Annotated in this window: 18 protein-coding genes; 8 read left to right on the top strand and 10 right to left on the bottom strand. The window is 63.3% G+C overall.

What is annotated here, in order from left to right:
* Positions 1 to 7: 7 nt before the first annotated feature.
* From CIT25_RS14500 to tpiA, 4 genes are all read right to left on the bottom strand, one after another.
* Positions 8 to 1645 (bottom strand): CTP synthase, encoded by a 1638-nt coding sequence (locus CIT25_RS14500; protein WP_095485232.1) that lies wholly within the window; start codon positions 1643 to 1645, stop codon positions 8 to 10.
* Positions 1646 to 1782: 137 nt separating this feature from the next.
* The gene (locus CIT25_RS14505; protein WP_095485557.1) at positions 1783 to 2913 is read right to left on the bottom strand and encodes a L,D-transpeptidase; all 1131 of its coding nucleotides are present in this window, start codon (positions 2911 to 2913) and stop codon (positions 1783 to 1785) included.
* Positions 2914 to 3125: 212 nt separating this feature from the next.
* Complete coding sequence (gene secG, locus CIT25_RS14510) at positions 3126 to 3605, bottom strand: preprotein translocase subunit SecG (protein ID WP_095485233.1); 480 nt, start codon at positions 3603 to 3605, stop codon at positions 3126 to 3128.
* Between the two features lie 178 nt (positions 3606 to 3783).
* Positions 3784 to 4551, bottom strand: a complete 768-nt coding sequence (tpiA, locus tag CIT25_RS14515; protein WP_095485234.1) for a triose-phosphate isomerase — start codon at positions 4549 to 4551, stop codon at positions 3784 to 3786.
* Between the two features lie 144 nt (positions 4552 to 4695).
* Here tpiA and CIT25_RS14520 point away from each other — a divergent pair, with 144 nt between their 5' ends.
* The 6 genes from CIT25_RS14520 to lexA all read left to right on the top strand — a co-directional run bounded on the left by CIT25_RS14520 (position 4696) and on the right by lexA (position 11077).
* On the top strand, positions 4696 to 6588 hold the full coding sequence (locus tag CIT25_RS14520; RefSeq protein WP_095485235.1) for a SurA N-terminal domain-containing protein: 1893 nt from the start codon (positions 4696 to 4698) through the stop codon (positions 6586 to 6588).
* Positions 6585 to 7595 carry an anthranilate phosphoribosyltransferase gene (gene trpD / locus CIT25_RS14525; RefSeq protein WP_095485236.1) on the top strand — a complete coding sequence of 337 codons (1011 nt, stop codon included), beginning with the start codon at positions 6585 to 6587 and terminating at the stop codon, positions 7593 to 7595. Before CIT25_RS14520 ends, trpD begins: the two co-directional genes overlap by 4 nt.
* A 4-nt stretch (positions 7596 to 7599) precedes the next feature.
* Positions 7600 to 8451, top strand: a complete 852-nt coding sequence (trpC, locus tag CIT25_RS14530; protein WP_095485237.1) for an indole-3-glycerol phosphate synthase TrpC — start codon at positions 7600 to 7602, stop codon at positions 8449 to 8451.
* 66 nt (positions 8452 to 8517) lie between these two features.
* Entirely contained in the window at positions 8518 to 9015 is a 498-nt protein-coding gene (moaC, locus tag CIT25_RS14535) for a cyclic pyranopterin monophosphate synthase MoaC (RefSeq protein ID WP_095485238.1), read from the top strand.
* Complete coding sequence (locus tag CIT25_RS14540) at positions 9015 to 10220, top strand: molybdopterin molybdotransferase MoeA (RefSeq protein WP_095485239.1); 1206 nt, start codon at positions 9015 to 9017, stop codon at positions 10218 to 10220. The genes moaC and CIT25_RS14540 overlap by 1 nt, the downstream gene beginning before the upstream one ends.
* A gap of 104 nt (positions 10221 to 10324) precedes the next feature.
* Positions 10325 to 11077, top strand: coding sequence for a transcriptional repressor LexA (gene lexA / locus CIT25_RS14545; RefSeq protein WP_095485240.1), 753 nt, complete (start codon positions 10325 to 10327; stop codon positions 11075 to 11077).
* On the opposite strand, the gene CIT25_RS14550 is transcribed toward lexA, so the two are convergent.
* On the bottom strand, positions 11071 to 13515 hold the full coding sequence (locus tag CIT25_RS14550; RefSeq protein ID WP_095485241.1) for a ComEC/Rec2 family competence protein: 2445 nt from the start codon (positions 13513 to 13515) through the stop codon (positions 11071 to 11073). The genes lexA and CIT25_RS14550 overlap by 7 nt on opposite strands.
* A 102-nt stretch (positions 13516 to 13617) precedes the next feature.
* Between CIT25_RS14550 and gltX the strand changes: the two genes are divergently transcribed.
* Together gltX and gltA are read left to right on the top strand one after the other, a co-directional pair.
* Complete coding sequence (gene gltX / locus CIT25_RS14555) at positions 13618 to 15042, top strand: glutamate--tRNA ligase (protein WP_095485558.1); 1425 nt, start codon at positions 13618 to 13620, stop codon at positions 15040 to 15042.
* A gap of 181 nt (positions 15043 to 15223) precedes the next feature.
* Positions 15224 to 16552 (top strand): citrate synthase, encoded by a 1329-nt coding sequence (gltA, locus tag CIT25_RS14560; protein ID WP_095485242.1) that lies wholly within the window; start codon positions 15224 to 15226, stop codon positions 16550 to 16552.
* A gap of 61 nt (positions 16553 to 16613) precedes the next feature.
* Here the strand turns inward: gltA and lpxB are convergent, their stop codons facing one another.
* From lpxB to lpxD, 5 genes are read right to left on the bottom strand one after another with little or no spacing between them, the layout of a single operon-like run.
* Positions 16614 to 17780: a lipid-A-disaccharide synthase gene (gene lpxB, locus CIT25_RS14565; RefSeq protein ID WP_095485243.1), complete on the bottom strand. Its 1167-nt coding sequence runs from the start codon at positions 17778 to 17780 to the stop codon at positions 16614 to 16616.
* Positions 17770 to 18672: an LpxI family protein gene (locus CIT25_RS14570; protein WP_167391059.1), complete on the bottom strand. Its 903-nt coding sequence runs from the start codon at positions 18670 to 18672 to the stop codon at positions 17770 to 17772. Before CIT25_RS14570 ends, lpxB begins: the two co-directional genes overlap by 11 nt.
* Positions 18659 to 19492, bottom strand: a complete 834-nt coding sequence (lpxA, locus tag CIT25_RS14575; RefSeq protein WP_095485559.1) for an acyl-ACP--UDP-N-acetylglucosamine O-acyltransferase — start codon at positions 19490 to 19492, stop codon at positions 18659 to 18661. Before lpxA ends, CIT25_RS14570 begins: the two co-directional genes overlap by 14 nt.
* A 13-nt stretch (positions 19493 to 19505) precedes the next feature.
* On the bottom strand, positions 19506 to 19964 hold the full coding sequence (gene fabZ / locus CIT25_RS14580; RefSeq protein WP_095520391.1) for a 3-hydroxyacyl-ACP dehydratase FabZ: 459 nt from the start codon (positions 19962 to 19964) through the stop codon (positions 19506 to 19508).
* Between the two features lies 1 nt (position 19965).
* Entirely contained in the window at positions 19966 to 21024 is a 1059-nt protein-coding gene (gene lpxD, locus CIT25_RS14585) for a UDP-3-O-(3-hydroxymyristoyl)glucosamine N-acyltransferase (protein WP_095485246.1), read from the bottom strand.
* Positions 21025 to 21185: the final 161 nt, after the last annotated feature.

Here is a 21185-nt window from a genome sequence, read left to right on the forward strand (position 1 = left end):
GGCAGGCCTAGACCAATCGCGACTGTTCCACTGCCGCTTCGATGAAGCTGGCAAACAGTGGATGCGGGTCGAGTGGCCGGCTTTTTAGTTCGGGGTGGTACTGCACGCCGATGAACCAGGGATGGTCTGGATATTCGACCGTCTCCGGCAGGACGCCGTCCGGCGACATGCCGGCAAAGACCAGGCCGCAATCCTCGAGCCGCTCCTTGTAGTCGACATTGACCTCATAGCGGTGGCGGTGACGCTCGGAAATCTGCGTGTCACCATAGATGTCGGCGATTTTCGAGCCCTTGGCGAGGTCCGCCTGATAGGCGCCGAGCCGCATGGTGCCGCCGAGGTCGCCGGTTTCCCTGCGCTTCTCCAGCATGTTGCCTTTCAGCCATTCGGTCATCAGGCCGACGACCGGTTCCTCGGTCGGGCCGAATTCGGTCGACGAGGCATGCTCGACGCCGGCCAGCGAACGCGCTGCCTCGATGCAGGCCATCTGCATGCCGAAGCAGATGCCGAAATACGGCACTTTTCGCTCGCGGGCGAACTTCGCCGCCAAGATCTTGCCTTCCGCGCCGCGCTCGCCAAAGCCGCCGGGGACCAGAATGCCATGGACCTTCTCCAGCCACGGCGCAGGATCCTCCTTCTCGAATATTTCGCTCTCGATCCAGTCGAGCTTGACCTTGACGCGGTTGGCAAGACCGCCATGCGACAGCGCCTCGATCAGCGATTTGTAAGCGTCCTTGAGACCGGTGTATTTGCCGACGACGGCGATGGTCACCTCGCCTTCCGGATTGTGGATGCGCTTCGACACCGCTTGCCAGGGCTCCATACGCGGCTTCGGCGCCGGATCTATGCCGAAAGCGGCCAGCACTTCCGAATCCAACCCTTCATTGTGATAGGCCATCGGCACGTCGTAGATGTGCGGCACGTCGAGTGCCTGGATGACTGCACTTTCGCGCACGTTGCAGAACAGCGACAGTTTACGGCGCTCTTCCCTAGGGATGGGACGGTCGGCGCGGACCAGCAGGATGTCGGGCGCGATGCCGATGCCGCGCAATTCCTTGACCGAATGCTGGGTCGGCTTGGTCTTCAATTCGCCCGCCGTCGGGATGTAGGGCATAAGCGTCAGATGCACATAGACGGCGTTGTTGCGCGGCAGGTCGTTACCGAGCTGGCGAATCGCCTCCAGGAACGGCATCGCCTCGATGTCGCCGACGGTGCCGCCGATCTCGCACAGGACGAAGTCGTAATCGTCATTGCCGTTGAGGACGAAATTCTTGATCTCGTCGGTAACGTGCGGAATGACCTGCACCGTGGCGCCGAGATAGTCGCCGCGCCGCTCCCGCTCGATGATGTTCTTGTAGATACGGCCGGTGGTGATGTTGTCCTGCTGGTTGGCCGAGCGACCGGTGAAGCGCTCATAATGGCCAAGATCGAGATCGGTCTCGGCGCCGTCGTCGGTCACGAAGACTTCGCCATGCTGGTATGGCGACATCGTGCCGGGATCGACGTTGAGATAGGGATCGAGCTTCTTTATGCGCGCGCGATAGCCTCGCGCCTGCAAGAGGGCCCCAAGGGCCGCTGCGGCGATGCCTTTTCCGAGTGAGGAGACCACGCCGCCTGTGATGAATACATATCGCGCCATGGGAGTCATCGCTTAACGCGGCCGAATTGATTCCGCCAGAGAAAAAACCGCCGCGAAGGCTTTTTCCCAAGAAGGCGCTGTGGTGATGGATGAGCAAAACAAAAGGGCCGGCGAGGCCGGCCCTTTCGGCAGTATGGGTTAATACGTCAGATGATGACGACCTTGGTGCCGACTTTCACCCTGCGGTAAAGGTCCATGACGTGCTCGTTGATCATGCGGAAGCAGCCATTGGAGGCGCTCGTTCCGATCGACTGCGGCGCGATGGTGCCGTGAATGCGCAGATGCGTGTCCTTCTTGCCTTCGTAGAGATAGATGGCGCGCGCGCCGAGCGGATTGTCGCCGCCGCCGGGCATGCCGTCCTTGTACCGGCCATAATTCTTCGGTTCGCGCTTCTGCATGTCGAGCGTCGGGATCCAGCGCGGCCATTCCTGCTTATCGCCGACCGCGACCGTGCCCTTGAACTGCAGGCCGTCACGGCCGACGGCGATGGCGTAGCGGCGGGCCGTCGACGAGGACTCGACGAGATAGAGGCGGCGCGCGCTCGTATCGATGACGATGGTGCCGGGATTGTAGCCGGTGAACTCCACGCTCTGCGGCACGAACTCCGGCTTTACCGTGAACTGTTTCTTGGCTTCCTTCCTGGCGAGTACGGCATCAAGAGCGCGCGTCTCGGGGAGCAGCGACATCGAAGAGGACGAGGCGGTGCCGCCGAACAGACCGGCAAAGAGCCCGACGTTCTGCGGCTTCTGTCCGACCGGCTCGCTGCGCAATTCGCCGTTGTTGCGGACCAGCGCGACGTTCATGGCCTCGGCGGAAACTGGTTCGGCCGACTGGATCGGCGCGATGGGTTGAACCGGTTCGATGATCTTGACGGTCTTCTTCTTAGCCGGCTTGGCGTCGGCCAGCTGGGCAGGTTTATCTTTCTTGGCAAGGCCCTTCTTGGCAAGAAATGCCTGCCGTTCCGCGTCGGCCTTGGCTTTGGCCGCCTCCCGCATCGCCAGCTTCCTGGCTTCGACCGCCTTGGCTCGAGCGGCCTCCTTGTCGGCCGCGATCTTGGCTTCGAGCTTGCTGATCTGGGCAAGATCGTCCGAGGTCGGTTTTTTCTTCTTCTTGAGGAGTCTTAGTTGCGCCGTGTCGCTTTTGGCGGCGACGTTGACGACGTCAGTTGTCACTGCGGCTTTAGAGGCCGAATTGCCCGCCGGCATAGCCGCGTAAGCGGGCGCACCAAGGCTGAGCACGGCACAAAGGCCGGCTAAAATGAAGCTGCGAAGCTGCATGGCGAAGATCCGATCGTTCAATGCTTGTTGCCCACGGCGTCGCCCGGCGTCCCCCAAGGACCCCGAAAGTGCCGCGCGCAATCTATAATCGATTAAGCGGAGACGCCTCAAGCGCCCTGTCGTGCCGTGCCCGGTCGAATCGTCGTGATCGTGCGGCATTTGCCGCGACTGTGTTCAAACAACAACAGATCGCGGCGCCGGACGCCTGCCGATTACTGGTTTGGGACCTGCGGCGTTACTGGCAGGGTGACGCCGTTTGTGGCCGGCGGTGTGGTCGAACCCGCTGCAGGCGGCGCAGCGGGAGCCGGAGCTGCGGCATCATTGCCGGAAGGTGGCGTTGGTGCCGTGTTGCCGGAAGGTGCCGTGTTGCCGGAAGGCGGCGTCGGCGCCGTGGTGCCAGGCAACTGGTTGAGCACGCCACCACCCGCGCCGTTCGCCGCCGGCACGCGATCGAGAATATCGATCGGCTTCTCGCCGTAACGGGCGATGATCGACAGCGTCAGCGAGGTGGCGAAGAAAGCCGCGGCCAGGATCGCCGTCGCCCGCGTCAGCGCGTTGGCGGCGCCGCGCGCGGTCATGAAGCCCGATCCGCCGCCGATGCCGAGGCCGCCGCCTTCGGAGCGCTGCAGCAGCACCACACCGACAAGAGCGAGCACGACCATGAGGTGGACGACGATTAGTACGGTTTCCATAGTTTATCCTGGCAAAGCCTTGCGCGGCCGTGGATACGACCGGTGATTTGGAGGCGGCTCAATACAATGCTTTGACGGCATTTCCAAGCCCGTGGCCGGAATATGGGAAGCAATGCGCCCTTTGCAACGATTTCCGCTGCGGCATGGCCTATCCGAGGTGCCCGACAGGATCTGGCTGCTACGAGATATTTCGATAGGCTTCGGCGATGCCGAGAAAGTCCGCCGCCTTCAGACTGGCGCCGCCGACCAGCGCGCCGTCGACATTTTTCACGCCAAGCAGTTCGACGGCGTTCGACGGCTTGACCGAGCCGCCATAGAGGATACGCATCTTCGCCGCTGCACTGCCAAGCTTTTCCGACAGTTTTTCGCGAATATGCGCATGCGCCTCCGTAACGTCGGCGGCGGTCGGCGTCAGCCCCGTGCCGATCGCCCATACCGGCTCGTAGGCGATGACGGTATTCGACGCCGTGGCGTTGGGCGGCACCGAGCCGGCGATCTGGCGCGACAGCACGTCGAGTGTAGCGCCAGCTTCGCGTTCGGCTCTCGTCTCGCCGATGCAGATGATGGCCACCAGCCCGGCCCGCCACGCAGCGGACGCCTTGGCCTGAACGATCGCGTCGTCCTCGTTGTTATCGGCGCGGCGTTCGGAATGACCGACGATGACGTGGCTGGCGCCCGCATCTTTCAGCATCTCGGCCGAAATGCAGCCGGTATGGGCGCCGCTCTCCTTGGTGTGGCAATCCTCGCCGCCGGCCCGGACCGGCGTGCGCGACAAAATCTCTGCGGCGTGCGCAAGCAGCGTCGCCGGAACGCAGACCAGCGCTTCGGTCTCCGCATCGAGCCCACTCATGAAGCCGTTGCCGATCATCCTGAGTTCGTTGAGCGAGGCGCTGGTGCCGTTCATTTTCCAGTTGCCTGCGACCAGCGGGCGGATTCCTGGCGTCATGGGATTTGTTTCTCCGGGCAACATTCGGCTGCGTCCTCACTACCAAACTCAGCCCACAAAGCAATCGACAGTGGGCCGGAAGGACGCTATTGCGCTTGTTTCAGACTCGGCGCATGCGAAAATGCGCAAAAAATCGGAAGTGACATGCTTGGTATCTTGAGAAGCGCGGCGGGGACCTGGGTGGCGAAGGCGCTGCTGATATTGTTGGTGTTGAGCTTCGCCGTCTGGGGCATTTCGGGACAGCTTCTGGGTGGTTTTGCAGGCCACGACGCGGTTATCACGGCCGGAGGCACCAAAGTATCGATCAACGAGTATCGTCTCGCCTATGATCGCCAGATCAGCGTGATGTCGCAGCAATTCGGCCAGCGCATCAGCCGCGAGCAGGCGACGGCGCTCGGCCTGGACAACCAGGTGCTGGCGCAACTCGTGTCGGGTGCAGTGCTCGATGAGCAGGCCCGCAAGCTCGGGCTTGGGCTGTCCAAGGACCGCCTGGCCCAACTCACGCATGAGGACCCGGCCTTCAAGGGCCCCGGCGGCACCTTCGACAGAAGGACTTTCGAATACATACTGCAACAGGTCGGCATGCGGCCTGAAGACTATCTCAGGAATCGCGCCCAGGTGGCTGTGCGCCAGCAGATCGTCGAGGCGGTTTCGGACGGTCTCAAGACCCCGGATACCTTCTTGAAGGCGGTCGCGCTCTATCGTGGCGAAGACCGCACCATCGACTACCTGACTTTACCGAAATCGCTGGTCGAGCCGATTGAAGCGCCGTCCGACAGCGTGCTTTCGACCTATTTCGAGGAAAACAAGAAGACCTATGCGGCGCCTGAATACCGCAAATTCTCCTATGTCAGGCTCGAGCCGCAAGACATTATGGATCTGAGTGCCGTGACCGACCAACAGGTCAGCGACGACTACAACAAGAACAAGGGGCGCTACACCACGCCGGAAACGCGCACCATCGAACAGCTCGTGTTCAAGACACCTGATGCCGCCAAGGCCGCGCTCGATTCACTCAAGACCGGCGCGACCTTCGACAAGATCGTTGCCGCCGAAGGCAAGACGCAAGCCGACACGCTGCTTGGCACGCTGCCCAAGGACAAGATTGCCGACAAGGCGGTGGCCGACGCCGCCTTCGCGCTCAACGCCAACGAGATCAGCCCGGTCGTTCAGGGCGCCTTTGGTGCGGTGCTGCTGCGCGTCACCGACATCAAGCCCGAAGTGGTGAAGCCGCTGGCCGAAGTGTCCGCCGAGATCCGCAAGGATCTGGCGTTGAGCGAGGCAAGCCGCATTCTGCTGGACGTGCATGACAACTACGAAGACATGCGCGCTTCGGGCAGCACGCTTACGCAAGCTGCCGAAAAACTGAAGCTGAAGGTCGTCACTATCGATGCGATCGATCGCACCGGCCAGAGGCCGGACGGCACCATCGTCAACGACCTGCCGGAATCGCCGGATCTCATCAAGGCGGTGTTCGACGCCGAACCCGGCACCGAGAATCCCGACCTCACCACCGCCGGCAACGGCTTCGTGTTCTACGAGGTGGATTCGATCACGCCGGCCCGCGACCGCACGCTGGATGAAGTCCACCAGAAGGTAGTGGCCGACTGGACGGCGGCGGAAACGACCAAGCGGCTCACCGCAAAAGCGGTCGAACTCGAAAAGCGTCTCAAGGCCGGCACCACGCTCGATGTAATCGCAAGCGAGCTCAAGCTCGAGAAGCAGACCAAGCGCGGCGTCAAGCGCGAGGCGGACGACGTCGATTTCGGCAAGGAAGGGGCGGCAGCGATGTTCGGCGAAGGCGAAGGCGGGACCGGGTTGATCCCCTCGCCCACCGGCGACGGACAGATCCTGTTCAAGATTGCCGAAGTCTTCGAGCCTGCCGGAGCCGACGCCAGCTCGGTGCCGGACGACGCGCAGAAATCCTTCACATCCGGCATGTCCGACGACCTGCTCGACCAGTTGGTGGCGCAGTTGCAGACGCAATACGACGTTCGTATCGATCAGACAGCCGTTGCCCAAGCCCTGACCAGATGAGCGCGCTCAAGACCCATATCGCAAAGGTCGCCGCAGGCACCGCCCTTTCCTTCGAGGAGGCGCGCGAGGCCTTCGACATCATCATGTCGGGCGACGCTACGCCCGGCCAGATCGGCGGCTTCCTGATGGCGCTGCGGGTCCGCGGCGAGACGGTGAGCGAGATTTCCGGCGCCGTCGCCACGATGCGCGCCAAGATGCTGCGTGTCGATGCGCCCGCTGACGCCATCGACATCGTCGGCACCGGCGGCGACAATTCGCACAGCGTCAACATCTCGACCGCTTCCGCCTTCGTCGTCGCCGCTTGTGGCGTGCCGGTTGCCAAGCACGGCAATCGCGGACTGTCCTCGCAGACCGGCGCCGCCGACGTGCTGACCGCGCTCGGCGTCAAGATCGATATCCCGCCGGAAACGATCAGCCGCTGCATCCACGATGCAGGCGTCGGCTTCATGTTCGCGCCGGCGCATCATCCGGCGATGAAGCATGTCGGCCCGACCCGCGTCGAGCTCGGCACCCGCACCATCTTCAACCTGCTTGGCCCGCTCTCCAATCCGGCTGGTGTCAGCAGGCAGATGGTTGGCGTCTTCTTGCCGGAATGGATCATGCCGGTGGCCGAGACGCTGAAGGCATTGGGCGCCGAACACGCCTGGGTCGCCCATGGCGACGGCTATGACGAAATCACCACCACTGGCGAAACCCAAGTGGCCGAGCTGGTCGGCGGTGAGATCCGCAGCTTTACGCTAACCCCGGAAGCAGTCGGGCTGAAGCGGCACACCAAGGACGAGTTGCGCGGCGGCGACGCCGCCTATAACGCCCAGGCGCTGCGCGACATGCTGGGCGGCGCCGCCGGCGCCTTTCGTGATACGGTGCTGATGAACGCCGGCGCCGGACTGGTGGTGGCTGGCAAGGCGACGATGCTTGCCGACGGCATGGCGACGGCGGCGCAAGCCATCGACAGCGGCCGGGCGCTGCAAGTGCTCGACCGGCTGGTCGAGATTTCGAACGGATAGAGCCGTGTCTGATATCCTGCGCAAGATCGAAGCCTACAAGCGCGACGAGATCGCGGCGGCGAAGGCGCGCGTGCCGCTCGCCGAGATCAAGGCGCGGGCGAAAGACACCGATGCGCCGCGCGGCTTTCTCTCGGCCCTTGAAGCCAAGCGCAAATCCGGCAGCTTCGCGCTGATCGCCGAGATCAAGAAGGCGAGCCCTTCCAAGGGGCTGATCCGAGCCGATTTCGATCCGCCGGCACTGGCCAGGGCCTATGCGAAAGGTGGCGCCGCCTGCCTCTCGGTGCTGACCGACGCGCCGTCCTTCCAGGGCGCGCCTGAATTCCTCACCGATGCGCGCAGCGCCGTGACATTGCCCGCCTTGCGCAAGGATTTTCTGTTCGAGCCTTATCAGGTGTTCGAAGCCCGTGCGTGGGGCGCTGACGCCATTCTGATCATCATGGCGAGCGTCGATGACGCCGTGGCCAGGGAGCTCGAAATGACGGCTTTCGAGCTCGGCATGGACGCGCTGGTCGAGGTGCATGACGAAGCCGAGACGGAACGCGCGCTGAAACTGTCGTCACGGCTGATCGGCATCAACAACCGCAACCTCCGGACGTTCGAAACCAGTCTCGATACTTCGGAGCGGCTCGCGACGATGGTGCCGGCGGACCGCCTGCTGGTCAGCGAGAGCGGTATTTTCTCGCACGAAGATTGCCGCAGGCTTGATAAAAGCGACATTGGCACCTTCCTCGTCGGCGAGAGTCTGATGCGGCAACAGGACGTGGCCGCCGCAACGCACCTGCTTTTGACCGGCAAGGCGCCGGCCCATGCATCGGCCCGAAAATCGGAATCGGTTTTCGGAGAGCACGATGCATAGATTCAAAGTGTTAGAGCGTACTATGTGCGTCCAAACGGACGCACGTCGCTCTAAGGCCGTCTGACGATGACGGCTGCCCTCACCCATCTTGGCGCGAAAGGCGAAGCCAATATGGTCGATGTCGGCGACAAGGCGGAAACGACCCGCACGGCGATCGCCGAAGGTCTTGTCTCGATGCGGCCAGAAACGCTGAAGATGATCCTCGACGGCGATGCCAAGAAAGGCGACGTGCTGGGCACGGCGCGCATCGCCGGCATCATGGCGGCCAAGAGGACGCATGAGTTGATCCCGCTCTGTCACCCGCTGCTGTTGACCAAGATATCCGTCGACATCGAACCGGACGCGACGCTGCCCGGCCTGAAGGTCACGGCGCTGGCCCGCGTCACCGGCAAGACCGGCGTCGAGATGGAGGCGCTGACCGCCGTCTCGGTCGCTTGCCTGACCATCTACGATATGGCTAAGGCGGTCGACCGCGCCATGGTGATCTCCGGCATCAGGCTGGTGGAAAAGACCGGCGGCAAATCCGGCGACTACAAAGTAGACGCCCAAGAGGCAGGCCAATAATGGCGCTGCTTCCGGTTGCCGACGCGCTCGAGCGCCTGCTTGAAGATGCTGCGCCCTTGCAAGCTGAAAGCGTCACCCTGATGGACGCCGCCGACCGGATACTGGCGGAGCCGCTCGCGGCGCTCCGCACCCAGCCGCCCTTCAACGCGTCCGCCATGGACGGCTATGCAGTGCGGGCCGAGGATGTCGCCTCCGTGCCGGCAACACTTGCGGTGATCGGCATGGCGCCGGCCGGACGCGGCTTTGCCGGAACAGTCGGCCCGGCGCAGGCCGTGCGCATCTTCACCGGCGCGCCGCTTCCCGCAGGCGCTGACACCATCGTCATCCAGGAGAATGTCCGCGACCTCGGCGGCGGCAGCATCGAAGTGACCGCGTCGACAGTTGAAGGCCGCAACATCCGCCGCCTCGGGCTCGATTTCTCGAAGGGCGACGTTCTGCTGGAGAAAGGCCGCCTGCTTGATCCGGCGGCGTTGTCGCTGGCGGCGTCGGCCAACCATCCGCAGGTCAGCGTGGTGAAACGGCCGCTGGTCGCCATCATCGCCACCGGCGACGAATTGCTGCCGCCAGGCAGCGACCTTGGCCCGGACCAGATCATCTCGTCCAACGCCTATGGCGTCGCTGCCGCGGCCCGCTCGGCCGGCGCCAGCGCGCTCGACCTCGGCATCGCCCCCGACCGCAAAGAGGCGATTGCCGCGCTGGTGAAAAAGGCGGTTAACGCAGGGGCTGACGTCATCGTCACGCTGGGCGGCGCCTCGGTCGGCGACCACGACCTCGTCCACGACGTGTTGACCGGCGAAGGCATGACGCTCGATTTCTGGAAGATCGCCATGCGGCCCGGCAAGCCGCTGATGTTCGGCCGGCTGGGCGACATCCGCTGCATCGGCCTGCCCGGCAATCCGGTGGCGAGCCTGGTCTGCACGCAGCTCTTCCTGAAGCCGCTGCTTGCGCGGCTTGGCGGACGCGCCTACCGGCAGGACATGCGTCAGGCGCGGCTCGGTGCCGCCATGGCGGCCAACGATATCAGGCAGGACTATGTACGCGCCGTGGTGAAGGAAGACGCGGGCACGCTCAAGGCGACGCCGTTCGGCATCCAGGATTCCTCGATGCTCAGAATGCTGGCCGACGCCAACGGGCTGATCGTGCGCGAGCCATTCGCTCCCCCCGCCGCGACAGGTGCCGCCTGCAGCGTGCTGATGCTACGCTGAACAAAACGTCAACGCATTCATTAAACTTTAAACAGTTGCGGAACACAACTGGAACAGATAGTGTTTGTTCTGGGTTTGTTTTTCTGATTCTGTCGGGGGTCGCGATGCTGACACGCAAACAACATGAGCTGCTGATGTTCATCCACGAGCGGCTGAAGGAAAGCGGCATTCCGCCCTCGTTTGACGAGATGAAGGAAGCGCTAGATCTCGCGTCCAAATCGGGAATCCATCGGTTGATCACGGCGCTGGAGGAACGCGGCTTCATTCGCCGGCTGCCCAACCGCGCCCGCGCGCTGGAAGTGCTGCGCCTGCCCGATTCGATCGCGCCCGGCCTCAATGCGGCGCGCAAATTTTCGCCGAGCGTCATTCAGGGCAGCCTTGGGCAGGGCAGCCTTGGGCAGGGCAGCCTCGGCCGACAGATCAAGCCGGCGCCGTCACGCATGCCTGCGGCCGGCAATGACGACGAGGTCGTTGCCACTGTCTCCATCCCGGTGATGGGCCGCATCGCTGCCGGTGTGCCGATCGATGCCATCCAGCACCAGACGCATTCGATCTCGGTGCCACCGGACATGATCACAGGCGGCGCGCACTACGCGCTGGAGGTCAAGGGTGATTCGATGATCGAGGCCGGCATCTTCGACGGCGACACGGTCATCATTCGCAACGCCGACACCGCCCAGCCTGGCGAGATCATTGTCGCCCTGGTCGACGAGGAGGAAGCGACGCTGAAGCGGTTCCGCCGCAAGGGCGCCTCGATCGCCCTGGAAGCCGCCAACCCGGCCTATGAGACGCGCATCTTCGGGCCGGACCGGGTCAAGGTGCAAGGCAAGCTCGTCGGATTGATCCGACGTTACTGAACGGCAGCTTTCTTGGGTTTCTCAGGCTTACGGTATGGCGGCAGGCCCCTCGCCTCGCGCGAAAATCTCCGCTGCTCATGCCAAGGCCTATATGGCTGTTTGACGGCAAAACGGATTTCTGCGCGCGTCGTCGCCGATAGCGGATCGAAAAAGACGGCGGCACTGCCCATGCGAGCGAGCTGCCGTTTGGTCACGACGAGGACCAGCGGGTTGCGGCAGGGATTATAATAGGCCGTGGCATCGTCGATGACGATCAAGTCCGCAAAGGCACAGGCTGGCCGCGCGATTTTGCGGTCGTCGGCGAGCGCGATGATCGCGCCGGACGGATGCCGGGCGAGGCACAGGCCGGCAGTGCAATAGAAAGGCGCTCCCGGCGGCAGGTCGGCCGGGTCGGCGATGTCGAACCGCACGTCTCCTTTTTCGAACGTCTCCGGCTCGACAATGGTCGCTGAAGTCAGCGCATGTTTCCAGTTGTCGGTGGTGAATTCGTTCGAGCGCACCCGGTTGACGGCAAGTTCGCCGCCGCCGATCGGCAGCGCCACCAGATGCGCATCCTCCGAGATCAGCACGTCGGGGGTTCGCGTCTCGGAAATCGTCAGCAGGCCGGCAAGCGCAAAGGGAAGTGCCGCAAGCCGCAACCATGTCGTCGCCATCGTGGCGATGACCAGGGCGACCGTCACCAGCAGAACCGACTGCAACGAAATCAGCCCGACTGCATCGACCGGCGAACGCTCGGAGATCCATCCCGATATTGCAATCATGGCCGTCAGCCCCTTGCCCATCATGTAGAGGAAAGGTCCGTCGAAGCCGAAAGGCATTGCCAAGGCGCTGACGACCGCCAGGAACATGACGACCGTGACGATCGGCATGACGGCCAGATTGGCAAACAGACTGAGCGGCGAGACGCGCTGGAAGTGCCAGATGGCGAAGAGCGCGGTGGCGCTGCCGGCAATGATGGAGGTCATGGCGATGGTGCCTGTTCCAGCGACGAGCTTCCGCGTGACGAAAGCGGCCGGTGACCGTCGCTGTGGCGGCGCCGTGGCCTTGTCGGCACGATAGTCGGACCAGCCGGCATAGGCGCCCACGAGAGCCGCGGTCGCGGCGAAGGACATCTGGAAGCTTGGGCCGACCACCTCGTGCGGCGACACGACGATGACGGCGATGGCTGAAATCGTAAGATTGCGCATGGTGAGCGCAGCCCGGTCGAACAGCACGGCGACAAGCATTACCGCCAGCATGATGAAGCTGCGCTCAGCCGCGACCACGATGCCGGAAAAAATGAGATAGGCAGCGATGGAAAGGAGTGCGGCGGCAGCCGCATATTTTTTGACCGGCCGGCGCGACGAAAAATCGGGAAACAGCGCAAAGGCGCCGCGCAGCAATCCCATGATGGTGCCGGCGACAAGCGCCATGTGCAGGCCGGAAATGGAGATGATGTGGTAGATGCCGGTGCGCCGCATCGATTCGTTGATCTCTTCGGGGATGCCGGCACGCACGCCGACGATCAGCGCAGCGGCAATCTCCCCCTCGGCGCCACCGATGCTGTCCCTGATATGGTCGGCGATGGTTTCACGCGCCTTTTCGATCGACGAAGAAAGGCGCGCGGCTAACGGTGCATCTTCGGAAGCGACGATCTTCGGATTGCCGAGGAAAAAGCCACTGGCGCCGATACCGGCGAAATAGCTGTCAAAGGAGAAGTCATAGCTGTCGGGCCGAACCGGGCCAGTCGGAGGCAAAAGCCTTGCATAGCCGGTTGCCACCGAGCCTGCGGTCATCTCAGCGGGAATTTTGCGTGCCGAAACCCTGACACGTTCCGGTGCATAACGCAGTGTCGGCCGGGCGGTCGATATCACGTCGAGGGTCAGCCTGATCCGGCCATTCGCCATCTGGTCGAGCCTGACGACGCGGCCGGTGAGTTGGGTCTGGATTACCGAACCGAGCATCTGCGTTCCCGCGCGCCAGGTTTCAACCTTGGCGGCGAGCACACCGAGCGCGCACAGCAACGCTGCCATGAAACACAAATGTGTTTTGCGCCATGACCGCGTGACCGCTGCGCACAATGCTGTGAGGACCACCACGGCAATGGGCTGCGGAAAGTCCGGTTCCACGGCAAGCGAGAAATAGACGATCACTCCGGATGCCAGGAAAACCGGCACCAGCAGGAAGGCGACGCCGCGGTCGAGCTCCATGCCCGCCGCCGAAACCACGCTGTTGCGGATAGCGGATAGTGAAAGACGGCGGAAATGAACGACAGGAGCCGGTATTGGCGCCGGTATTGGCGCGGAGCGGTCCGGCGAGAGAGGCTGGATGCCGGGGTGCGACGCAGGCAGCGAAACGGGTAGCGGCTCGACGGGAGAAACGTCGGCAAACAGCGATCGTTCGCTGACGCTCGCGATCGCGCCCTCGCTCTCGTCCACGCCGCGGCCTGGTCCAGCCATCGGGTCTGCCCCTTGCGCCCTTGACCTCCTATGCTACATGAACGCGCGACGCGCGAAAGTCCGCGCAACCACATCGGTTTCCTGCGCTTGCCCGAGAGTTCCATGTCCGACAAGGTCGTCACCCGTTTTGCCCCCTCGCCCACCGGCTTCCTGCATATTGGCGGGGCCCGGACGGCGCTGTTCAACTGGCTGTATTCGAAACACACCGGCGGCAAGATGCTGCTGCGCATTGAAGACACCGATCGTGGGCGTTCGACCGATGCGGCAACCGCCGCCATTCTCGACGGGCTCTCCTGGCTCGGCCTCACCTGGGACGGCGAGCCGGTATCGCAGTTCGAGCGCGCGCCGCGCCACCGCGCTGTCGCCGAGGAGCTGGTGCGCCTCGGCAAGGCCTATTACTGCTATGCGACGCCGGCTGAGCTGGAGGCGATGCGTGAGAGCGCGCGGGCCAAGGGGCTGCCTCCCCGCTATGACGGCCGCTGGCGCGATCGCGACCCGTCGGAGGCGCCGGCCGGCGCCAAGGGCGCGATCCGCATCAAGGCGCCGGCCGACGGCGAGACGGTGGTGCATGACCTCGTGCAGGGCGATGTCCGCTTTCCCAACAAGGATCTCGACGATTTCATCATCCTGCGCTCGGACGGCAATCCGACCTATATGCATGCCGTCGTCGTCGACGACCATGACATGGGCATCACCCACATCATCCGCGGCGACGACCATCTGACCAATGCCGCCCGCCAGATGGTGATCTATCGAGCCATGGGCTGGGACGTGCCGGCGATGTCGCATATCCCGCTGATCCATGGCGCCGACGGCGCCAAGCTGTCGAAGCGGCACGGCGCCCTCGGCGTCGAAGCCTATCGTGCCATGGGCTATCTGCCCGAGGCACTGCTCAACTACCTGGCGCGGCTCGGCTGGAGCCACGGCGACGACGAGATCATGTCGATCGCCGACATGATTGCGTGGTTCGACATCGGCGACGTCAACAAGGGAGCCGCCCGCTTCGACTTCGCCAAGCTCGAGGCGCTGAACGGCGTGCACATGCGCCGCATGAACGACGCCGAATTGCTCGATATCTTCATCGCCACTTTGCCCTATCTCGAAGGCGGCCCGGCGATCGCCGCGCGTCTCGACGACACGCGCAAGGCGCAGTTGCTTGCCGCCCTGCCAGGCCTGAAGGAGCGCGCCAAGACGCTGGTCGAGCTGGCCGACGGTGCCGCCTTCCTGTTCGCCGAGCGGCCGCTGCCGATCGATGAGAAGGCGGCTGCATTGCTCGGCGGTGGGGCGCGCGAGATCCTGCGGGGCGCGCACGTGGCGCTGAAGACGATTTCAGGCGATTGGACGGCCGAAGCAGCGGAAGCAGCGATCCGGGAATATGCGCTGGCCGGCGGCCATAAGCTCGGCGCCGTGGCCCAACCTTTGCGTGCCGCGCTCACCGGAAAGAGCACCTCGCCCGGCGTGTTCGACGTGCTTGCCGTGCTTGGCCGCGAGGAAAGCCTGGCGCGCGTCGCGGATCAAATCGATTAGCAAAACTGGCCCAAGAAGATTGGCATTGAAAGGTGGGTTTCGCAGTGCAACATTAGGTCTTGGCCCAATTTGGCACGCAAATCCAATTGCGGGCGCAAACGCGCGGACTCCGATCCTTTCGACGTGTTGCGTTGCAGATATTTCGCCTTTGCCGGCATGAGAAAACCAAAAGGAGTTTGCAATGTCCGAAGCTGCGACAAAAATGGAATTTGGCGGCAAAACCCAGGCGTCGACTGCAAAACTTGAGTTCGGCGGCAAAACTCACGAACTCAAGGTGCGAAGCGGCTCGGTCGGACCTGATGTCATCGATATCGGCTCGCTTTACAGCACCACCGGGGCCTTCACCTACGATCCCGGCTTCACGTCGACGGCAAGCTGCGAGTCGGAAATCACTTTCATCGACGGCGATGCCGGCATCCTTTTGCATCGCGGCTATCCCATCGACCAGCTGGCCGAGCATGGCGACTTCCTCGAAGTCTGCTATCTCTTGCTCTACGGCGAATTGCCGACCAAGGCGCAGAAGGACGATTTCGACTACCGGGTGACGCGCCACACCATGGTTCATGAGCAGATGTCGCGCTTCTTCACCGGCTTTCGCCGCGACGCGCACCCGATGGCGGTGATGTGCGGCGTGGTCGGCGCGCTGTCGGCCTTCTATCACGATTCCACCGACATCTCGGACCCGTATCAGCGCATGGTCGCATCGATGCGGCTGATCGCGAAAATGCCGACGATCGCGGCGATGGCCTACAAATATCACATCGGCCAGCCCTTCATTTACCCGAAGAACGAGCTGAATTTCGCGGCCAACTTCCTGCATATGTGCTTTGCCGTGCCGTGCGAGGAATACAAGATCAACCCGGTGCTGGCCCGTGCGATGGAGCGCATCTTCATCCTGCACGCCGATCACGAGCAGAACGCCTCGACATCGACCGTCCGCCTCGCCGGCTCGTCGGGCGCCAATCCGTTTGCCTGCATCGCCGCCGGCATCGCCTGCCTGTGGGGACCGGCCCATGGCGGCGCCAACGAGGCGGCCTTGAACATGCTGGGCGAGATCGGCCATGTCGACCACATCCCGGAATTCATAGCCCGCGCCAAGGACAAGAACGACCCGTTCCGGCTGATGGGTTTCGGCCACCGCGTCTACAAGAACTACGATCCGCGTGCCAAGATCATGCAGAAGACGGCACATGAGGTTCTGGGCGAACTCGGCATCAAGGACGATCCGCTGCTCGACATCGCCATGGAGCTGGAAAAGATCGCGCTGACCGACTCCTATTTCATTGAGAAGAAGCTCTATCCGAACGTCGATTTCTATTCCGGCATAACGCTGAAGGCGCTGGGCTTCCCCACCACCATGTTCACGGTGCTGTTCGCAGTCGCCCGCACCGTCGGCTGGATCGCGCAGTGGAAAGAGATGATCGAGGATCCGCACCAGAAGATCGGCCGCCCGCGCCAGCTCTATACAGGTGCGCCGGAACGCGACTACGTGCCGATTGCGAAGCGGTAAAAAGAAAAAGTGAGTAGTGAGTAGTAAATAGGAATTTTCTTCACTACTCACTACTCACTACTCACCCGTTGATGTACTTCATCACGACCCCCGCTGCGATGTCGCCCGAAGGTCTGTCGACGGCCATGCGTCTGGCCACCTCGGCAAAACCGTCCTTCTGCCATGCGCGATAGGGGGTGTCGGAAAACAGCGCCTCCAACTGCCGCGCCAGGTAATGCGGCCGCACATATTCGTTGTAGTTTTCCGGCACGACCGGACGGTCGGCGATGAGATTTGGCAAGGCGGCGCTCCATACGGTGATCAGGCGCTGGGCCATCCGCATGACCGGATCGAGCCGGTAGCAGGAGATCATCGGCACACCCGACAGCGCCAACTCCAGCGACACCGTTCCCGATGCGATCAGCGCCGCATCGGCCTTACCGAAAGCCTGCCATTTGCGTTCGGGATCAAGGATGATCTCCGGCTTCTCGTCCCAGCTTGCCACCGAAGCCCTGACCAGGTCGGCGACATGCGGCACCGTCGGCAACAGCAGGCGCAAGCGGTGTCCGCGCGCGCGCAGGATCGAGATCGTCTTGCCGAATGGGCCGACCAGCCGTCGCACCTCGCCGCGACGCGAGCCGGGCAGCACAAGCAGTGTCTTCACGCGATCCTCGGACAGATCGCGCGGCAAGCTTTGCGCCTTGGCAGCGCCGAGCACGCCCGGATCATGCGTGAGGCGATGGCCGACATAGGTGCTGGGCGGACCGCCGAGGCGTGCGAGGTCCTTCACTTCGAAAGGCAGGATGCAGAGGATATGGTCGACATACGGTTTCATCGCCACCGCCCTGCCCGGTCGCCACGCCCAGACGCTCGGGCAGACATAGTGAACGATCGGGATCGTCGGATCGGCGGCGCGAACCTTCTTCGCCACGCGCAGCGAAAAATCCGGGCTGTCGATGGTGATGAGACAGTCGGGCTTTCCACCAGCGACCGCGCTGGCCGTCTGGCTGATCCGCCGCATCAGGCGCGGCAGGTCTCGCAGGATGGCGCTCAAGCCCATCAGCGCGATCTCGCCGCCGTCGAAGAGGGGCGTGAGGCCGAGCGCCTGCAAATGGCGGCCGCCGATGCCGACGAGCCGGACCTCGCGGCCGGTCGCGCGCTTGAGCGCCTCTACGATGTCGGCACCAAGCAGATCGCCGGATTCCTCGCCGGCAACGATGGCGATCTTCAGCGGTTTCTCAATCGCCATGCGCCGGCTCCGCAGCGGGCAGGCCAATCACGAACAGGCCGAGCGCATTGGCGCGTGCGACGACGGTGGGGCCTTCCAGAACCAGCGAGCGGCCGGCTTCGACGGCAATGCCGGCAAGTCCGGCGGCATGCGCCGCCTCGATCGTCTGTGGGCCGATGGAGGGCAGGTCCGCGCGCAACTCCTGGCCGGGCTTGGCGCATTTGACCAGGACGCCGCGCGTTCTGCCGGCAAGTCTGCCATGGCCGCGCAACTGCCTTGTTCGATCAAGCAATCCATCGGTGCCCTCGACGCCCTCCAGCGCGATGGCGCGGCCGCCGATCGCGACAGCTGCCTGGCCGATATCCAGCGCACCGATGGCCTTTGCCGCCGCATGTGCCGCTTCGATGTCGCGCCAGTCGGATTTGCGCGGCGCTGCCTTGGTCAGCGTCCCTTCGGCCGCGACCAGCTCCGGCACGATCTCATGGGCGCCGACGACCTTGACCCCACGCGCCTCCAGAGCCCGCGTCAAAACCTTCAACAGACCGTCGTCACCACGGGCAAGCGCTATGACCACCGACGGCACCACAGCCAGCAAGCCGAGGCTCGGGCGCATGTCGATCAGTCTCGGCCGGCGCCTGATCTCGCCGGCAAGGACGAGATGGCTGATCCGTCGACGCCTCAGTAACGAAGCCAGCGAACCGATGTCTTCCAGAGCGAGGCTCTCATGCTCGTAGCCGCTGAGGTCGGACTTGCGGTCGACTTCGCCCTCGATCAGGATAATGACGGGCGGGTAGCCTTGTCCGGCCAGGCTGATCGCAACTTCGACCGGCAAACTGCCGCCGCCGGCGATGATGCCGACCCTGGCATCTGGCGCGAGATCAAGGCCCGTCCGGGTGGCCTCAATTTTCGTCATCTGCATCGTCGCCGTCGCCACCCCTGAGCGACGGGACGGCATAGTGCCGCTTGCCGCGACTGGCGATGAAATCGATGATTTTCATGGCGGTCGGTGAGGAGGCGAATTCCGCCTTGGCGAACTCGACGTTTTCGCCGACGGTTCGGGAGCGATCGAAGATTGTCCTGTAGGCCTTGCGCAGCGTATGGATCTCGGAGCGCGGCAGGCCGGCGCGCTTCAGGCCGATGATGTTGAGGCCGCGAAGTTTGGCGCGATTGCCGACGGCGATGGCGTAGGGAATGACATCGCCGACGATTGCCGAGCAACCGCCGAGAAAGGCGTTGTCGCCGACGCGGACAAACTGATGAACGGCGGTGAGGCCACCGATATAGACGTTGTCGCCGATCTCGCAATGGCCGCCCAACGTCGCCTGATTGGCAAAGGTGGCGTTCTTGCCGACGATGCAGTCATGGGCGATGTGGGCGTAGGCAAGGAAGTTGCCATTGTCGCCGATTGTCGTCTCGCCGCGGCTGGAATCGGTGCCGAGATGCATGGTCACGCCTTCGCGGATCGTGCAGTTCTCACCGATGACCAGCGTGGTGCGGCCGCCCTTGTGCTTGGTGTTCTGCGGCGGCGCGCCCAGTGTCGCCATCGGATAGACCTTGGTCGACGCGCCGATGGTGGTCGCGCCCATCACCGAGATATGGCTGACCAGTTCGACGCGGTCGCCGATCACTGCGTCGGCGCTGATGTGGCAGAACGGCCCGATGCGGACGCCTTCGCCGATTTTAGCGCCTGCCTCGATGACCGAAGATGGATGGATCACTGTCTGGATTTTCATAAGCATTCGATCGTCAGTCGCTCGTAACCATCATCGCCGAGATCTCGGCTTCCGCGGCCTTGACGCCGTCGACCAGAGCCTCGCAGGCGAATTTGAGAAGGTTGCCGCGTTTCTTGATTTTCTTCACATGGATCTTCAACTGGTCGCCGGGAACGACCGGTTTGCGGAATTTGGCGTTGTCGATGGTCAGGAAATAGACCAGCGACGGTTTTTCGGTGCCAAGGCTGCGGATGCAGATGGCGCCGGCCGTCTGCGCCATCGCCTCAACGATCAGCACGCCGGGCATTACCGGCTGGTCCGGGAAATGACCCTGAAAATGCGGCTCGTTTATGGTCACGTTCTTGATGCCGATAGCGGACTCGTCGCCATCGATGTCGATAATGCGGTCGATCATCAGGAACGGATAGCGATGCGGCAGGAGCTTCATCAGCCCCAATATGTCGACCGCCTCGAGCGTCGTCGCCGCCACCATCTCAGCTATTCCCTCCGTCGCCGGATTTGCGCGCCCTGGCCAGTCTTCGCAGGGCCGCGATCTCCCGCATGGCTTCCGCCATCGGCTGTGCCGGATACCCTCCCCAAATCTCGCCCGCAGGGACGTTGCTCATGAACCCGCTTCTTGCGGCAAGCTTGGCCCCTGTCCCTATGGTCAGGTGATCCGCAAGGCCGACACCGCCACCCATGGTGACGTTGTCGCCCACCGTTACGGAACCGGAAATACCCGAAAGACCGGCGATTATGCAGTTGCGGCCGATGCGAACGTTGTGGGCGATCTGCACCAGATTGTCGATCTTGGTGCCTTGGCCGATGATCGTGTCGGACATGGCGCCACGATCGACCGTGGTGTTCGAGCCGATCTCGACATCGTCCTGGATAACGACCCGGCCGATTTGCGGGACGCGCTCCGGGCCCTTGGCGCCGGCCACGAACCCAAAACCGTCCTGACCGATGCGGGCGCCGCCATGGATGATGACGCGGTTGCCGATCAGGGCGTATTGGATGCTGGCGCCCGGACCGACATAGCCATCGCGGCCGAACTGGCAGGAGGGACCGATAACGGCATGAGGAGCAATGACGGATCCGCTGCCGATAGAAGCGCGGGGGCCGATGATCGCGCCGGCCTCGATGATCGCGCCGGCCTCAATGTGCGCCGAAGGATCGATATGGGCATGCGGTGAGATACCGGTTTCGCCGGTCATCGGCGCCGGTGTAGCGGCAGCCGGGAAAAGAAGCCGTCCGACCATCGCGAAAGCCTGTTGCGGGCGCGGATGGACCAGAACCGCGATGCCCGCCGGCGCCTTGCCGGCAAATTCGGCGGGACAGAGGACCGCCGCCGCCCGCAGCGATTGCATCAGCGCGAAGTTGCGTCTGCCGTCGACGAAGACAAGGGCATGCTCGCCGCCTTCGCTCGCCGGCGCCAAGGCTTCGATCGATATGTCGGACTGGCCGGAATCGACAAGCACCGAGCCGGTCAGATTCGCGACTTCGCCAGCCGTATACCGGCGTGAGGGCGCGAAGAACACCGGATCGGTCATTCCAGAAGCTATATCCAGCTAGCGCATGACCCGGAAAATCGGAATCGATTTTCGCTGGGGATCATGCGCAAAATCAAAGTGCTACAGCGTTCTTTGCGCGTCCAAGAGGACGCGCGGCGCTGTAGTGTCGGATCACTCTCTTCCGGGCCCCAACGGCCCGG

It is taken from the genome of Mesorhizobium mediterraneum (genome assembly GCF_002284565.1).
Lineage (GTDB): Bacteria > Pseudomonadota > Alphaproteobacteria > Rhizobiales > Rhizobiaceae > Mesorhizobium > Mesorhizobium mediterraneum.

Bases quoted from the DNA above. Each gene is read 5' to 3' on its own strand.
- CIT25_RS14520 (WP_095485235.1), top strand. From the start codon at position 4,696: ATGCTTGGTATCTTGAGAAGCGCGGCGGGGACCTGGGTGGCGAAGGCG.
- secG (WP_095485233.1), bottom strand. From the start codon at position 3,605: ATGGAAACCGTACTAATCGTCGTCCACCTCATGGTCGTGCTCGCTCTT.
- lpxA (WP_095485559.1), bottom strand. From the start codon at position 19,492: ATGAAAATCCAGACAGTGATCCATCCATCTTCGGTCATCGAGGCAGGC.
- gltX (WP_095485558.1), top strand. From the start codon at position 13,618: ATGTCCGACAAGGTCGTCACCCGTTTTGCCCCCTCGCCCACCGGCTTC.
- lpxD (WP_095485246.1), bottom strand. From the start codon at position 21,024: ATGACCGATCCGGTGTTCTTCGCGCCCTCACGCCGGTATACGGCTGGC.
- moaC (WP_095485238.1), top strand. From the start codon at position 8,518: ATGACGGCTGCCCTCACCCATCTTGGCGCGAAAGGCGAAGCCAATATG.
- CIT25_RS14500 (WP_095485232.1), bottom strand. From the start codon at position 1,645: ATGACTCCCATGGCGCGATATGTATTCATCACAGGCGGCGTGGTCTCC.
- trpD (WP_095485236.1), top strand. From the start codon at position 6,585: ATGAGCGCGCTCAAGACCCATATCGCAAAGGTCGCCGCAGGCACCGCC.
- lpxB (WP_095485243.1), bottom strand. From the start codon at position 17,780: ATGGCGATTGAGAAACCGCTGAAGATCGCCATCGTTGCCGGCGAGGAA.
- lexA (WP_095485240.1), top strand. From the start codon at position 10,325: ATGCTGACACGCAAACAACATGAGCTGCTGATGTTCATCCACGAGCGG.
- CIT25_RS14550 (WP_095485241.1), bottom strand. From the start codon at position 13,515: ATGGCTGGACCAGGCCGCGGCGTGGACGAGAGCGAGGGCGCGATCGCG.
- gltA (WP_095485242.1), top strand. From the start codon at position 15,224: ATGTCCGAAGCTGCGACAAAAATGGAATTTGGCGGCAAAACCCAGGCG.
- CIT25_RS14505 (WP_095485557.1), bottom strand. From the start codon at position 2,913: ATGCAGCTTCGCAGCTTCATTTTAGCCGGCCTTTGTGCCGTGCTCAGC.
- CIT25_RS14540 (WP_095485239.1), top strand. From the start codon at position 9,015: ATGGCGCTGCTTCCGGTTGCCGACGCGCTCGAGCGCCTGCTTGAAGAT.
- tpiA (WP_095485234.1), bottom strand. From the start codon at position 4,551: ATGACGCCAGGAATCCGCCCGCTGGTCGCAGGCAACTGGAAAATGAAC.
- fabZ (WP_095520391.1), bottom strand. From the start codon at position 19,964: ATGGTGGCGGCGACGACGCTCGAGGCGGTCGACATATTGGGGCTGATG.
- CIT25_RS14570 (WP_167391059.1), bottom strand. From the start codon at position 18,672: ATGACGAAAATTGAGGCCACCCGGACGGGCCTTGATCTCGCGCCAGAT.